The organism is Neobacillus sp. B4I6 (assembly GCF_050434045.1).
Classification (GTDB): Bacteria; Bacillota; Bacilli; order Bacillales; family Cytobacillaceae; genus Neobacillus.
Genome location: NZ_JBNPWB010000001.1, coordinates 239,725 through 254,582 on the forward strand (window position 1 = coordinate 239,725; position 14,858 = coordinate 254,582).

12 protein-coding genes and 3 pseudogenes are annotated in these 14,858 nt (G+C 36.9%); 9 read left to right on the plus strand and 6 right to left on the minus strand.

Annotated elements, in window-relative coordinates; translation table 11 throughout:
* The first annotated feature begins 114 nt into the window (after window positions 1-114).
* The 4 genes and pseudogenes from mobQ (at window position 115) to QF028_RS01260 (ending at window position 5,033) form a co-directional block, all read left to right on the plus strand.
* Window positions 115-2,130, plus strand: a complete 2,016-nt coding sequence (gene mobQ / locus QF028_RS01245; protein ID WP_429463521.1) for a MobQ family relaxase — start codon at window positions 115-117, stop codon at window positions 2,128-2,130.
* A 604-nt stretch (window positions 2,131-2,734) separates the two neighbouring features.
* Window positions 2,735-3,119 (plus strand): annotated as a pseudogene (locus tag QF028_RS01250) (VOC family protein).
* Window positions 3,120-3,249: 130 nt separating this feature from the next.
* Window positions 3,250-3,512, plus strand: a pseudogene (locus QF028_RS01255) (tyrosine-type recombinase/integrase); the annotation flags it as partial.
* 813 nt (window positions 3,513-4,325) lie between these two features.
* Window positions 4,326-5,033: a DUF421 domain-containing protein gene (locus QF028_RS01260; protein ID WP_429463523.1), complete on the plus strand. Its 708-nt coding sequence runs from the start codon at window positions 4,326-4,328 to the stop codon at window positions 5,031-5,033.
* Between the two features lie 480 nt (window positions 5,034-5,513).
* On the opposite strand, the gene QF028_RS01265 is transcribed toward QF028_RS01260, so the two are convergent.
* Both QF028_RS01265 and QF028_RS01270 read right to left on the minus strand, forming a co-directional pair.
* Entirely contained in the window at window positions 5,514-5,810 is a 297-nt protein-coding gene (locus tag QF028_RS01265) for a hypothetical protein (protein ID WP_429463525.1), read from the minus strand.
* A gap of 82 nt (window positions 5,811-5,892) precedes the next feature.
* The gene (locus tag QF028_RS01270) at window positions 5,893-6,198 is read right to left on the minus strand and encodes a hypothetical protein (RefSeq protein WP_429463527.1); all 306 of its coding nucleotides are present in this window, start codon (window positions 6,196-6,198) and stop codon (window positions 5,893-5,895) included.
* Between the two features lie 262 nt (window positions 6,199-6,460).
* Between QF028_RS01270 and QF028_RS01275 the strand changes: the two genes are divergently transcribed.
* Window positions 6,461-6,586 (plus strand): hypothetical protein, encoded by a 126-nt coding sequence (locus QF028_RS01275; protein ID WP_429463529.1) that lies wholly within the window; start codon window positions 6,461-6,463, stop codon window positions 6,584-6,586.
* 430 nt (window positions 6,587-7,016) lie between these two features.
* On the opposite strand, the gene QF028_RS01280 is transcribed toward QF028_RS01275, so the two are convergent.
* The 4 genes from QF028_RS01280 to QF028_RS01295 form a co-directional block, all read right to left on the minus strand.
* Complete coding sequence (locus QF028_RS01280) at window positions 7,017-8,255, minus strand: NAD(P)/FAD-dependent oxidoreductase (RefSeq protein WP_429463531.1); 1,239 nt, start codon at window positions 8,253-8,255, stop codon at window positions 7,017-7,019.
* Window positions 8,252-8,584, minus strand: a complete 333-nt coding sequence (locus QF028_RS01285; RefSeq protein ID WP_429463533.1) for a (2Fe-2S)-binding protein — start codon at window positions 8,582-8,584, stop codon at window positions 8,252-8,254. The genes QF028_RS01280 and QF028_RS01285 overlap by 4 nt, the downstream gene beginning before the upstream one ends.
* The gene (locus tag QF028_RS01290; protein WP_429463534.1) at window positions 8,577-8,852 is read right to left on the minus strand and encodes a (2Fe-2S)-binding protein; all 276 of its coding nucleotides are present in this window, start codon (window positions 8,850-8,852) and stop codon (window positions 8,577-8,579) included. The genes QF028_RS01285 and QF028_RS01290 overlap by 8 nt, the downstream gene beginning before the upstream one ends.
* A gap of 77 nt (window positions 8,853-8,929) precedes the next feature.
* Complete coding sequence (locus QF028_RS01295; protein WP_429463536.1) at window positions 8,930-10,543, minus strand: sigma-54 interaction domain-containing protein; 1,614 nt, start codon at window positions 10,541-10,543, stop codon at window positions 8,930-8,932.
* 213 nt (window positions 10,544-10,756) lie between these two features.
* On the opposite strand from QF028_RS01295, the gene QF028_RS01300 reads away from it, so the two are divergent.
* The 4 genes and pseudogenes from QF028_RS01300 (at window position 10,757) to dapA (ending at window position 14,843) form a co-directional block, all read left to right on the plus strand.
* Window positions 10,757-11,932: an NAD(P)/FAD-dependent oxidoreductase gene (locus QF028_RS01300; protein ID WP_429463538.1), complete on the plus strand. Its 1,176-nt coding sequence runs from the start codon at window positions 10,757-10,759 to the stop codon at window positions 11,930-11,932.
* Window positions 11,932-12,968 (plus strand): annotated as a pseudogene (locus QF028_RS01305) (proline racemase family protein). Before QF028_RS01300 ends, QF028_RS01305 begins: the two are co-directional and overlap by 1 nt.
* Window positions 12,965-13,918 carry a proline racemase family protein gene (locus QF028_RS01310; protein ID WP_429463540.1) on the plus strand — a complete coding sequence of 318 codons (954 nt, stop codon included), beginning with the start codon at window positions 12,965-12,967 and terminating at the stop codon, window positions 13,916-13,918. Before QF028_RS01305 ends, QF028_RS01310 begins: the two are co-directional and overlap by 4 nt.
* Before the next feature lie 31 nt (window positions 13,919-13,949).
* Window positions 13,950-14,843: a 4-hydroxy-tetrahydrodipicolinate synthase gene (gene dapA, locus QF028_RS01315; protein WP_429463542.1), complete on the plus strand. Its 894-nt coding sequence runs from the start codon at window positions 13,950-13,952 to the stop codon at window positions 14,841-14,843.
* Window positions 14,844-14,858 lie beyond the last annotated feature (15 nt).

Genomic DNA, 14,858 nt, shown 5'->3' on the forward strand with positions numbered 1-14,858 from the left:
TACCACTATCGCGGTATTGTGCGTTGAGCCCTTCTCCGAAGGACCCAAATCCGTGAAGCGTCTGAAAAATTCGCTGTGCTCATGTCATTAAAATAAGTTGAGGTGTCTATAACTATGGCAATCTATCATTTCTCTAATCAGATCCTTTCAAGAAAAAAGCAACAAAATACCATAGCAGCTGCAGCATACCGTTCTGGTGAAAGATTGATAGATGAAAGAACGAATGAAGAAAAGTTTTATAAAAGAAAAGTGAAACCGATTACTCATATCCTTGCGCCTAGTCATGTACCTGAATGGGTTTATGATCGTCAACAATTATGGAATGAAGTGGAGAAAAAAGAAAAACAATGGAATGCTCAACTCGCTCGTGAAATTAATGTAGCCTTACCAAAAGAATTATCCCACGCCGAACAAGAGCAATTAGCCATTGAATTTTGTACGGAAATTTTTGTTAATGATGGGATGGTTGCCGATTTATCCATCCATCGAGATGATGAAGAAAACCCTCACTTTCATGTGATGTTAACGATTCGCCCCTTTAATGAAGATGGTTCATGGGGAAATAAACAAATGAAAGTGAAAGAATTGATTGACGGAAAACTACAAGTTAAAGCTTTACATATAACAGATTGGAATACGAAAGAAAAACTGGTTTATTGGAGAGAACAGTGGTCTCATTATGCCAATCGTTTTCTAAAGAAAAATGGGTTTTCTGAAAGAATCACTCATTTATCAAATAAAGGTCGAGGGATTGAAACACTGCCAACGATTCATGAAGGTTTTGTTGCAAGGCAGATGCAAAGCGAAGGTAAAGAATCCGATAGGATTAAAATGAATAATGACCGAAAAGAGTACAACAAAACGGTCATTGAACTTGCAGAAGCGAAGAAAGAAAAACAGATAAAAGAAAGAACAGACAAGTATGTTCGTCGCTTTACTCCTTTAGAGAAAAAGCAATTACGTGAATCAGCAAAACTGTTACGGATGTTTGTCAACTATGAAAATATTAATACTCGAAGATTACAATTAGGAAAATGGAAATCCCGACTTGAGTTCCATCAGGATTCCATTGGTAAATATAAAAAAATAAGCCGGATAGAAAAAGAAACAGAACTATTAAATCAGACAGAAGAAATCTTAAAAATTGAAGCAAATAGATTCTTAGATAAATATTATCCGGATTTAAATAAGGAAGAACTATCTACAGATCAAAAAATTGAAGTTGTTGAAACCACTGTTTCTCAAAATAAATTGTTGAACACCAATGATATCAAAAAAGTACTTAGTGAATTAGAGAAAAAGCATATTGAAAAAGATCTGCATGTTTTATTGAATAATAGACCAAAGTTCGTTTTATCTTTGCAGCAAGAAATACAAAATGCAGAGCACCAATTTGAACATTTACGAGTTAAAAATGGAATTAACTTCACTGATCCATCTACCATAAAGAATGCTTCTGATAAAGATTTAAACCAAATGCAGTTTTTATTAAAACAAAAAGAAAATATGAATAAATCGTTAGACTTAATGGATCAGCTTTATGATCATCAGCTACAAGGTATGTATCTTAATTGGGATGGACGAAATTATTTAACAATTGAACAGAAAGAATTCTTTTTGATGGCAGAAGAGTTTTATGGAAAACCCATTTTGCCAACAGATTTCTCCAACCCACCAAGAAAGTATTCAAAACAGGAACAAAAAGAAATTGTTTTCTCTTTGTATTGCATTAAAAATGTTAAAACTAATTCATCAAATAAGGATAAACATTATGATATTTTACGCTATAAATATCCTGATTTCCAAATTGATAATCAATCTTATATGAAAGTCTTTTATCATGAATGCCTGCGTTATTCAGATGAAATTGGCCCAGATAAAATTAATCAGCTTCACAGTGCGTTTAATGTTCAAACTTTTGAAAATGTCGAAGAATCATCATTTAAAGCTCCTAACACCTTTACACCACATCCTAATCATTATCTAGGTTCTATATCTCCTGATGGAACGGATTTCTTCTCGATTCTTGAAAGTGCAATCCGTGAAGCAGACCGCAAGTGGAGGGAAGATGAATTCGAACAGTATCACAAAAATAAAAAGAAGAAACGACAAAGAGGAATAGAACGATAGAAAGAGATTGAATGGATGAAAAAAGATAGTAACCTTTATAAAAAAAAATCGCCAGCAATAAGTAATTTTATTGTGCAAGCACAAGCTAACTTTATAAGGATTGGAGCTTATGAAGATGGTTGTATATCATTATGAACGTAACTTTAATTTGAAGCCATTGAGAGCTTTGAAAATGTCTTTTTTTTAACTTAATAAATAAAATAATCCTATTACAAGGAGAGAGCCCACTGATTGTGCCAGGATTTTATTTTTTTGACTTCATTTTTCCGTGTTACTAAGGTGTATGAATTAAAAAATTTTTAAGATGAAAGAACCTCTTCTAGTCCTTTATTGAGTTGAGTAAGATAAGTCAAGACAGGCACCATAATAGTGATTTTCTTTAAGGAATTGAATTTGAGTAATAGTGTAAAGGAGAATTCAGGCGGAAAGCTTAAGAAAAGTGAATTGAAAAAAACAACAGAATCTTGGCGTTATTTGGCTTTAGAGGTTGGCAAAAAAGCATGAGTCTTTATGGCAATTAAGAATCAGATATCGCTATCCTAAGTTATTCTATATTTACCTTTAAGAAAAATGGTTGCTAAACACTCTCATAGGGGGTTAGAAAATGACTAGAAAAAGGATTGACCATGTAGGAGTTATGGTACGAAACTTAGAAAATTCCATTAAATTTTATAAAGATGTTGTAGGTTTAACATTAAAAGGCACACTTCTCCATACAAATGGAATTATCCGATTAGCATTCCTTGGGTTTAATGAATCAGATGAAACTGAATTGGAGTTAATTCAAGGCTACAATGATCAACTACCTGTGGAAGGTAAGGTCCATCATTTCGCTGTTACGGTGGACAATATTGAGGAAGAATTTAAAAGTATTCAAAGCTTAGATGTAGAATTAGTGGATCAAGAAATTACTTCATTACCTTAATGGACATCGCTACTTTTTCGTATACGGCTCAGAAGGGGAATGGGTTGAATTTTTTCAACGCTAAGAATTTACAATATCATTAGCAGAAAGAAGAGATTCTTCTTTTCTGCTAACGATATTGTAAAAAACACTCCCATTTAGTTAAGACATTAATCGGTTTCAAAGTTAATCCAGAAAAGATCTTCTATAATATCTACTTGTTTTATAGCCAGCGTTCCCCTAATTTACGGTTCGTGGAATTCAGACCATGATTGAAAGTTACAGCTTGCCGAAGAAAAAATTAACACCCCATATGTTCAGGCATACATTTTGTAAATGGATGTTAAAAGCAACGAATAATGACATTGAAAAAGTTCGAAGATTAGCAGGACATAGTAATATTTCGACTACAGCACGAAATTTAAGAGATTCCTATAGTGATTTGGCGGATGCTGTTGAAGCTATGCCGAAATTTTAATTCTACGAGAGATGACAGTTTTGAAGGCGATGCAAGAAATAGGGGTTAAAAAGTCAACTTTTTATAAGCTATTTAATTAGTACGAAAGAAAATTGAAAAGTATCAATATATATATAGAAGGAACCCATAAAAAAATAGCCCTTGCTCAACGAGAGCAAAGGCTATTTTCAAAGGGGACGCCTTATTATCATTACCAGTTATATTAGATTATATATATCTATTTTAAATATTTATAGCTTAGCGATTATATGCATAGTTAATTTCCTTACAAAATTTATTTAAATGGAGTGGAGGTTTGCTGCTAAAGAGGGAAATTTGTATTATTCAATAAAACGGGCATTTTATTGTAAGAGGGTTGCATAAAATTCCCCTTTCTTATGCAGTTACCAGGCTTCTGAAGAAGCCAAAAATTTTGATTTACCAACGATGTATAAAAACCTATATAAACGATAAAAAATGAATAAACGCCAATCCCTTGGGAACGTAAGGGATTGGTGTTTTTGCTACCTTCATATAGTTATGTTTATGTAAACTAAGAATGAAATGGGTATACAGTATAAAAGCGAGTAAGTTAACGGTTGGTGGTAGCTAGGTACATTTTTAATCACCATTTCATTTATCCCGTTAATTGGTGTAATGATTTTGTTCTTTAAATAATTCTCCGAACAAAAATTGTTTTAGCGTATATTTTCATTAAAAAGTGGGTGATACTCTAAAAAGAAAATCTTTTAACATTAAATGGAATTAACCTTTGTGATGTAAATACTATTGTTGTTGTATAAAAAAACAGTAATTTTTGTAGAGGAAAACCAAATGAATGATATCTTGGAAATTTTAATTAGGACTATTTGTGCAATCGTCTTAATTATGATTATTGCTCGAATGCTTGGAAAACAAACCATCGCTCAAATGACTTATCATGATTTTGTTGCTGCAATAACTTTAGGTGCCATTACAGCAAATTTGGCCTTTAACATAAGTTTGAAATCTTGGAAGCTTGTGTTTTCTTTAATAACATTTAGTGGTATCCTTTATATTCTTACATTGGTCGCTTTAAAAAGTCGAAAAGCAAGAAATTGGATTTCTGGAAAACCAACGGTTATTGTTGAAAATGGCAAAATACTAGAACAAAATTTAAAAAAATTAAAACTGACATCAGATACTATAAATCAGGAATTAAGGGAAAAAAATATATTTGATATCGAAGAAGTCGAGTACGCGGTGCTTGAACTGAATGGAAGGGTTTCAGTATTACGAAAACCTGAATATCTTCCAGTAATTAGGAAGGATTTGGGGATCTCTTCATCGAGTAAAACAGCTTTTCCTATCGAACTAATTATGGACGGTAAAATAATTTTTGAAAATTTAAAACAAAATCAACTAACCGAATGGTTTTACGAAGAACTAACTAAACGAGGATTATCAGTAGAACAAGTATTTTACGCTGTTAAAAGTACTAATGGGAACCTATTTCTCGATCTATATGAAGATAACATTCAACGACCGATTGATAAGGAATAATTTTGCTCACTAAAGCTTAATTTATTGACGTTCGTTGACGAAGCAATATAAAGGATCTTCCGGTGGAAGATCCTTTTTTGCCAATAAGAAGCTTTATGTAAAATATGCAGAAAAAGAAATATGTTATTCTTATTCCGTAATCGGGCGCTATTGTTGAAGAGCGATCAATAAAAAAGTCGATTCCTTATGGTCTTAAGAACTTTTTGTGCTATAGAAGTCCTTTTCTGTTTGGGAACCTCCTAAAGGAATCCAGCATTATTGCCACTTCCTATAAATTTCTCCTTTTATTAGGTATTATTGATAAATACTATTTGTCATTTAAATGGTTTCAATTTAAAGCATTCTCTTATACATAATTGTTATTTTGTATGTTTTTTGCGTTTTTTTGCTCATTTTTATTAATTTTTGTATCTTTTCAATACCACCTTTCTATTGGTGAATTTTGATTCTGGATTCAATCTAAAACAACAAAAAAAGAGCTCAATGGCTCTCAATTAGCAGATATTCAGCTGCTTTCAAGTAGGAATTTAAAGCTTTACGATGTTTCCAAAGAAAACCAATAATTTCATTCTCATGTATGGGGTGCTCCTTCATATCCCAAAATGAATTGTTTTTTCTGTAAAAGGTAAATCCTTCATTCGGATAACTCATAAGGGTGAGGTAGCCCTTATTTTTCGTATCTTCAAAGGTAAGATAATGTTTTGTGCCGTCCCATTCTGAAAAAGCTTGAAAGTGACTTAGGAAGTCTTCAATGTCAGACTTTTTTTTAATAACCATGTGTCCACTCCCTTTCAATTATTTAATTTCAAATTCGACTTAATTGTTGTATGTTCCTGCTTTTGTGGGACAACTTTCACTTTTAAGGTCTGTAAAAATTCAGTGAAAGACGTTGCTTGCATAATTCTAAAGGGGTATGAACCATCAATGGCATAACGTTGATCTGATAGGATGAGGAGGGCGGGAAGACTTTTTTATCTACTGGCTGCAAAGGTTCGTTTTCGATAATCCTGCTATCAAATAAATCTAAATAGCTATTCATTTTAACCTTCATTTGCTTCTCGGAATAGATGCTTTTCTTCACTTCAATAAAAAATGGAGTTCTCCTGTATATACAAAATACATCAGGTTCTGCGGTACCTTTGTTTCCGTATTTCGGTTCTATCAAGAAGGTATTTAACTCCCCAAGTTTGCTTAATCTCCTTGTAAATTGCAACAATAGCTAAGAAATGCCCGATTTTTGCACTGTTTTTCTTCATACTCACTTCCGGTCCAAAGTAAACATAAGGCACAAAGGCTGTAGATAGTTGAACATAACCTTCACGGTGCAGTCTTAATAATAATAAAATATTTAATATCCTCTTTCTTATATAGGTAACAGTTTATACCAATATAGAAAGGGGTTTTATTATGATTTCAAGGGATTTGTTTTGTTTAACACAAAGGAATTTTTAGACCTTTTTTGTTTTGAATTAAGTGAAAGAGATCAAAAGAAAGAAGAAAATCGTGGTCAAAGAAGAAAAGACGGAATAGACCAGGATGATTTATTTGGATAATATCTATGAGGAATTAAATGAGTATATAATTTGGGTTTGTTGGCTTTTTTAGTTTATTTGGAGTGCAATACACATCGCCATATCCTCTTATAGGTTTTGTGTTGTTCTTCTTTCTTTGAGGTGGTGTAGTGGATTTATTCTTAAAAATAAAGAATTAAGCTAATCAAAGGGGGGAAAACAAGATGGCAAAAAGTGTATATGAAATCATTACAGAAAAAATCATCGAAAAATTAGAAAAGGGCATTGTACTTTACCCCTTTATGGGAAATTAACTGCTAAAGAAAATCTGGTGTCTATATAAATGAAGATGGCAATGGAAGAAAGCTTACATCTTTCCCTACAGAGCTTATTCGGATTGGCTAGACTTTTATAACTTAGCAATGAAAAGAACTGCAGTCATTTTGGCTGCAGTTCTTTGCTGGATTTTCTATTATCCTATCTTCTGTAAAGAATCCTGTTCGTTCCCATAAAGATCGTCCCAAAGCTCATAAATTTTCCTGCGTCCGTTTGCAATTTCAGGATTGAATTGGATGGCAGCGTTTTGACGGACAGTATGAACGTTCTTCATTGCCTGTTCAAGCTTTTCGTTGATATCAGTGCTACCTTTTCCAGCGTGTTTAGCAATCGAAATGCCGGCTGTTGTTCCTTGGGCCATGGCGATTTTCCCGCTTTCGATGCCAGTGATATTTCCAGCAACAAATAATCCTTCGAGCGGAGTTTCCATTTTTTCAGAATGATGCGGAACATGTCCACCAAGTTCTGGAACGTATTTGAATGGGCAACCGGCAACTGCTGTAAGCTCTGCTAACGGATACAAGCCACCTGCGATACATACGAAATCTGCTTCATAAATTTTTTCTGTACCTTTGATCACATTTCCATTCACATCAATATCTGCAGTGAGGACGCCTTCTACCTGATCCTTGCCAAGAATTTCAAGAGCTGCTTTTCTAAGCTGCAATGGTGTGCCATTCACCTTAACGCCGCTCTTAGGGAAAAACTTCATTCCTAATTTGCGGAATCCTTCATTTTTCATAAAACCACTACCGAAACGCAAGATTGGTGACGGGGCAAGGTGGGCCGCATTTAGAAGCGACTTCATGACTTCCTCTGGTTCTCCGGCATTTTTGCTGAGAGCGCTCTTTTTTGGCAGAACAATGCGTTCCACATTAATTCCAGCTAATTGCAGCTCGTTTAAAATTGCAAATGCTAGAATGTTAGCACCAATGATGATGCCTTTTTTGCCGACCTCGACACGATGAACATTGGTCATGACCTGTGCAGCCCCAACGGACATAACGCCTGGAAGTGTCCAGCTTGGTACAGGAATTGGGAACTCGGCTGCACCAGTTGCCACTAGCACATAAGGAGCTGTTAATGTCCCTATATTAGTATGAACATTCCATGAATCCTCGTCTTTTTCAAGGTTGTATACAGAAACGCCGCAGCGGATATCTATTGATAGTTTTTGAGCTTCATTGTGCAGACGCTCTGATTCTTTTATTCCATTCCACCATTCACCAGACGGTTCCTGGTGCAATTGGCCGAGTAATCTTCCACCGGGTCTGACAAATTCATCAATGACGGTTACTTTCAAGCCATTTTCAGCACAGGATATGGCACCAGCTAAACCGGCTGGTCCAGCTCCAATTACGATTACATCAATCATCGTTCCTCCACCATCCTTTTAACAATATTAGGATGCTGTTTCCCACTTTCAACAACCATATTTTCCTTCACAACAGTTAAACAGGCTCTTACATTGGCCTGACCATTTACATTTACACGGCATTCCATACAGTGGCCAATATTGCAATAAATCCCTCTTGGTGTTCCATTTCCCTCATGAACACGCAGTGTTCTCACACCGTTTGCCAGCAGGGCTGCTGCAATTGTTTCATTTTCATGTGCCTCATATTCTTTTCCCTCAAATGTGAATGGAATCTTTTGTCTATCATCTAATTTTCCTAAAACTGGATGATCTATAATTCTATTCATGATTTTCACCTACCGTTCCAAAAGTTACAGGGCGAATTGGAGGCTGATATTTTAATGGGATATCTCCTTCTTCTGTATTAGGTACGATACTTTCAATGATCCGATCGACCATGACTCTGCAAGTGCGTCCTCCACAAAAACCCATTCCTGCCCTTGTTCTAAGCTTTAGTTCCCTGGATGTGCATTGATGTTCTTTTGCTGTTGTGAAAACTTGTCCATAGGTAACCTCTTCACAACGACAGATCACAAGTGCTTCTTTGTTATTCATTTGGAAAATCCCCCTCTTCAGCTATATGTTAAAATGTAATGCAAGAATCGTACCAACTTTGAAGTCTATATTTTAAATTAGCTTAAGCTGAGGCGTTTTAGACGATTGTAAAGGGTTGCTCGGGTGATCCCTAGCTTTTTCGAGCATTCTAATTTGTTGCCATGGGTTAATGCTAATGCTTTTTCGAGTACCTTTTTCTCGTGCTGATCCATTTCCTCCTGAAGTGGCAAAATGGTCGTGTTCAATTCAATATTGTTTTCCTGAAGGTCCGTATCAGATTCATCTGGATAGCTCATTACTGAATGAAATGGCAAATATTCTTTTCGAATGACGCCATCTGTCGCAAAAACAACAAGGCGTTCAACGACATTACGCAGCTCTCGGACATTGCCTGGCCAATTATATTGAAGCATCTCTTGCATAACTTCCTGTGAAAAATGGTGGACCGGTCGCTGATAGCGTAGTGAAAAATCCTTTAAAAAATGATAAATCAGTTCAACGATATCTTCGCGACGATCTCTTAATGGAGGAATTTTTAAACTGACGACATTCAGTCGATAATATAAATCCTCACGAAATTGGCCTTCTTTTATTAATTCTTTTAAATCCCTATTTGTTGCGGCAATTACCCGGAAATCAGCCTCAATTTCTTTTTCGCCGCCAACCTTGTAATACTTTCTTTCCTGAAGTACGCGAAGCATTTTGACCTGCATTTCTAAAGGCATTTCGCCAATTTCATCAAGAAAAAGAGTACCGCCTTTAGCGAGTTCAATTTTTCCTTTTTTACCTCTATGATCCGCACCGGAAAAGGCACCGCGTTCATAGCCGAATAATTCACTTTCAAATAATGATTCAGGAATGGCACCGCAGTTGATTGAAATAAATGGTGCGTCTGTCCCTTCGGTTGCCTCATGAATGGATTTGGCAAAGACCTCTTTGCCGACCCCACTTTCTCCTAAGATTAATACAGTTGATCGGACAGAGCACACCTTTTTCGCCATTTGCACCGTTTTTTCCATCGCAGCGCTTTTCCCCTTAATGTCATTAAAGGGATCTAAAGGCCTGTATTTCGCCATCTCCTGTTCTAAACGGCGAACCTCTGTCGACATATTAAATAATTTTTCATTAAGAACAACCTGGTTTGTCACATCGGTTTCCGATACAACTGCCCCGATAATCCTTCCATTAAAGTAAACAGGGTTTGCATTTATATGAACAAATAGATTAGATCTTGCTTGGTGATCCTTTCCCCGAATTCTTTTTCCTTTGTGCAATGATTCCAAGATTTCTAGATTCTGATGTTCAAAGAATTCTATAATTGGTTTGCCTAAAATCTCATCTTTTTTAACGGAGAAAATTTTTTCTGCTCCTTGTGTCCAAGTGCGGACACGCTCATTAGCATCAATCACTGTCACTGAGGCGTCCATCGTTTCAATGACAGTTTCATAGAAAGCCCTTAATTGATTGTAGGAATCATGCAAAAAATCAATGATTTGTTCATTTGTAATGCAGCCAAGGTCTTGACCGCTTGAATCTGTGACGGTAACGGCTGGATAGTGCTTGCAAACATCAGCTAGTACAGAGAAGGAATCATGGAAATGAACCCTTCCTAAAGTGCTTTCATTATCTACTTGGTTTAGGTGGATAAAATTATTTTCAATTATTTCTTTGACTGACGGTAGTTCAAACATAACAGCCTCCTTAATATGTAAAAATATTTTTACACTGTTTAATATTTTATACACTAGTTTATCAAAAAATTTGACAACTACAAACGGATACAAAGAGAATATTCGGAATAATTGTAAAAATAGTTTGGAATTTGTTGTTTTTAGCATTTACAAAAGTTGGCACGCAACTTGCATTAATAGAATTATATAAGAAAACGAAGGGAGGTTGGTTTTGTGGGAAATCATTGTGACGTTTTGGTTATAGGTGGGGGAATCATAGGTTGTGCAATTGCCTATTATACTTCTAAATCTGGACGAGATGTAACAGTTATAGAAAAAGGAGAATTTGTCAGTGGTACTTCATCCCGCTGTGATGGAAATATTTTAGCTATTGATAAAGACCCTGGCTTTGATAGTCAAATGTCACTTGTCAGTCAGAAATTAGTAGATGAATTAAGCAGAGAATTGAAACAACCCTTTGATTATCGTGCTCCTGGGAGCATTCTTGTCTGTGAGACAAAAGAAGAAATGGAAGCCGCACAAAAGTGGGTTGACCGTCAGAAGGAGGCTGGTTTGCCGTTCAGGATGCTGGACCGTCAGGATATTCGCCAAGATTCCAAGTATTTTGCTGATGATTTATTAGGCGGTTTAGAGTGTGCAACAGATTCAACAGTTAACCCATATCTTCTTGCCTTTAACCTTCTTGAGGGTGCAAAGAAAATGGGTGCTAAAGCCCATAAACAAACTGAGGTTACTGGAATGAGAAGGGAGCCGGACGGTACATTTACTGTCGAAACATCTAATGGAGTTTTTACCGCAAACCATGTTATTAATGCTGCAGGTGTATGGGCTCCATATATTGGCGAGATGCTGGATCTGTCCATTCCAATTAAACCAAGAAAAGGCCACATTATTGTCGCATCACGCCAGGAATTTGTAGGGCCAAGAAAAGTTATGGAATTTGGCTACTTAATATCCAAATTTGGTGGCAAGCGCCAGGTTGATCCGATTACTGAAAAATACGGCGTAGCCCTTGTTTTCGAACCAACTGAGAGTCAAAACTTCTTGATTGGAAGTAGCCGTGAATTTGTTGGATTTAATACAAAGATAAACAATGAAATTATTAAATGTATTGCTAATCGTGCAATTAGATTTTATCCGAAAATGGCTGACATGATGGTCATACGTTCCTATGCGGGCTTACGCCCTTGGACGGAGGATCATTTGCCAATAGTGTCAGAAGTTGAGGGAATTCCAAACTATTATATTGCGGCCGGTCATGAAGGAGACGGAATTAGCCTTGCCGCTGTAACTGGAAAAGTGATAGAGGAAATGATTAATAAAAAGGATACTTGCATCCCAATTGAACCGCTGAGCTTTTCCCGATTTAAAGAAAGGGTGTTGAGCTGATGAAGGCAAATCGAGTTTTTACAACAATTGATACACACACGGGCGGAAATCCGACAAGGACATTGATTAGTGGACTCCCAGAGCTAAAAGGAGCAACAATGTCCGAAAAAATGCTACATATGCAAAAGGAGTATGACTGGATTCGTAAGCTGCTGATGAATGAACCAAGAGGACATGATGTGATGTCAGGTGCACTGTTGACAGATCCATGTCACCCGGAAGCAGATATCGGTGTTATATATATCGAAACCGGCGGATATTTGCCAATGTGCGGCCATGACACAATCGGTGTTTGTACAGCATTAGTTGAAGCGGGGCTAATCCCTGTTCAAGAGCCAGTTACTTCAATCAAACTTGATACACCAGCAGGCCTTGTTGAGGCAGAGATTAAGGTAGAGAACGGAAAAGCAAAAGAGGTTTCCTTCTGCAATGTCCCTGCCTTCCTGTTAAAGAGTGTTTCTGTTGATGTTGAGGGAATTGGAATCGTGGATGCAGACATTGCTTATGGCGGCAATTTCTATGGAATCATTAATGCCCAATCTGTTGGCTTAGAGCTGATACCGGAGAATGCATCAAAAATCATTGAAAAAGCTATCAAAATTAGAAATACGATTAACGAAAAAACGGATGTCGTTCATCCGCAGTATCCATATATTCGCGGTTTGACCCATATTGAGTTTTTTACTGAGCCAACCCATGAAGAAGCAGATGTGAAAAATACGGTTATTGTCCCTCCAGGCGGGATTGATCGTTCACCATGCGGTACAGGTACATCGGCCAAATTATCTGTCCTCTATTCCAAAAAGGAGATAGGTATTGACGAAGAATTTGTGCATGAGAGTATTGTCGGCTCTTTATTCCGTGGACGAGTCCTTGAAACAACAGATGTTCAGGGTGTGGAGGCTGTTATTACAAGAATCACTGGTTCAGCATGGCTAATGGGAATGCACCGGTTCTTTTATAACGAGGAAGATCCGCTTAAAGAAGGCTTTTTACTTATACCCCCAATGAACATGAAATGGAGGATGTGAAATGAAAATTCAAAAGAATTACACAGCAACCGATGTACACGTAGCAGGCGAGGCTTATCGTATTATTAAGGATGCGCCATTTGTTCATTATCAAAGTTTAAAAGAGCTGAATGAGCAATTTCTGCTTGTCTATGAGGAGGAAATTAAACTTCTTTTAAATGAGCCCCGCGGATTTGCCGGACTGAATGGCTGTTTGGTCGTTCCGCCTTTTAAAAGCGGTGCCGATGTAGCTGTTGTCTTTTTCGATCATAACGGAACCGTTCCAATGCAATATGGTGGAATTGTTGCTGTCATAACCGCATTGCTGGAGTGCGGCCAATTAAAGGCAAAGCCTTCAAATGAATACAGTATTGAAACAGTCCGTGGTGTTGTTACTGTTACTGCTGTTTTGAAAGACGATGAAGTGAAATTAGTTGAGTTAAAAAGCGAGCGATGCCAGGTTGTACAGACCCATGTGGCAGTGTCTTATTTAGATTTACAGACAGAAGTTGCTCTAGTTCAAGCCGATCAGCTTTATGCGATTTTTGATAAAGTAGAGCTGCCTTTTGAGATTGAAATGGAGAACCTTACTGACATTAATCAATGGGGACAAAAGGCGATTAAAGCCTTAGAAGGCCAACATGCTGTCAGCCGAGTGATCCTGCTTGATCATTCGCAAAAAAGTGAAGGCAAAATCAAAACGGTAACATTCCGTCCGGATTGTTATATTGTGCGTTCTCCAGGATTTGGCACTGTAGCTGCCTGCAGCACCTATTTATTAGGAAATGGCGATATATCTGCAGATAGCCCAATTGAAAATGAAAGCATTTTTAATGGCAAATTGACAGCAGAACTTTCAGCACAAATTGAAACCGGTTACGAGTTTAGTTTTTCAGCCCGCGGATTTATTACGGGTATGCAGACATATTTATTAGACCCGACAGATCCATTATTCGCAGGGTTTTTATTAAAATAAAAAACTATTAAATATACAGGAGGAAAATAAAATGACTACAATTAGAGGAGCTTATCCAGTATTAATTACACCAATGACACAGGTACAAGAAATCGATTGGGGCGGAGTAAAGAATAATGTTAATTACTTCGTGGATCAAGGTGTGGCAGGTATCGTCATCAATGGGAGTACTGGTGAATTTGTCAGTCTATCAAAAGAAGAAAAATACCAAATGGTAGAAACTGTTATGAAGGAAGTAAACGGCCGCACCTCTGTTATTGTGGGTACTGCTGCTGAAACAACAAAAGAAACAATCGAGAATACAAAGCAGGCTGAAGCACATGGAGCTGATGGTGCTCTAATCATTAACCCTTATTATATGAAGCCAAAGGAAAATGAAATCTACCATCATTTCAAAGAAGTATCTAGTGCTGTTAATCTACCAATCATGCTTTATAACAACCCATTTACTTCTGGCGTTAATATGAGCACAGATTTAATGCTTCAGATTGGTAAGGATTGTGAAAATGTGACCCACATTAAGGAATCAAGCGGTGAAATTGGCAAGGTAAGAAATCTTGCAAGAAAAGGCAAGGGAGACTTTGAAGTATTCTGCGGCGCTGAAGAGCTTGTAATGGAGTCTTACTTAGTTGGAGCAACTGGATGGATTTCTGTTGCAGGAAATATCGTGCCAAAGCTTGTTACAGACATGTATAACCATTTCCAAAACGGTGAGTTAAAAGAAGCATGGGCAATCAATGATCGTATTTTACCGCTTTGTGCGTTCCTTGAAGGATCTGGAAAGTATGTGCAGATTGTGAAGAGAGCCATGGAATTAACTGGCCAGGCTGGAGGCCCTTCGCGTTACCCTCGTTTAGGTCTATCACCTGAGGAAGATCAAAAGCTAAAAAGCCTTCTTGCAAGTTTAGAAACAGTAAATAACTAAAATAGTGAAGGAGAG

Excerpts from the sequence above, each read along its gene's own strand:
- mobQ (WP_429463521.1), top strand. The coding sequence starts at position 115 with ATGGCAATCTATCATTTCTCTAATCAGATCCTTTCAAGAAAAAAGCAA.
- QF028_RS01260 (WP_429463523.1), top strand. The coding sequence starts at position 4,326 with ATGAATGATATCTTGGAAATTTTAATTAGGACTATTTGTGCAATCGTC.
- QF028_RS01265 (WP_429463525.1), bottom strand. The coding sequence starts at position 5,810 with ATGGTTATTAAAAAAAAGTCTGACATTGAAGACTTCCTAAGTCACTTT.
- QF028_RS01280 (WP_429463531.1), bottom strand. The coding sequence starts at position 8,255 with ATGATTGATGTAATCGTAATTGGAGCTGGACCAGCCGGTTTAGCTGGT.
- QF028_RS01285 (WP_429463533.1), bottom strand. The coding sequence starts at position 8,584 with ATGAATAGAATTATAGATCATCCAGTTTTAGGAAAATTAGATGATAGA.
- QF028_RS01290 (WP_429463534.1), bottom strand. The coding sequence starts at position 8,852 with ATGAATAACAAAGAAGCACTTGTGATCTGTCGTTGTGAAGAGGTTACC.
- QF028_RS01295 (WP_429463536.1), bottom strand. The coding sequence starts at position 10,543 with ATGTTTGAACTACCGTCAGTCAAAGAAATAATTGAAAATAATTTTATC.
- QF028_RS01310 (WP_429463540.1), top strand. The coding sequence starts at position 12,965 with ATGAAAATTCAAAAGAATTACACAGCAACCGATGTACACGTAGCAGGC.
- dapA (WP_429463542.1), top strand. The coding sequence starts at position 13,950 with ATGACTACAATTAGAGGAGCTTATCCAGTATTAATTACACCAATGACA.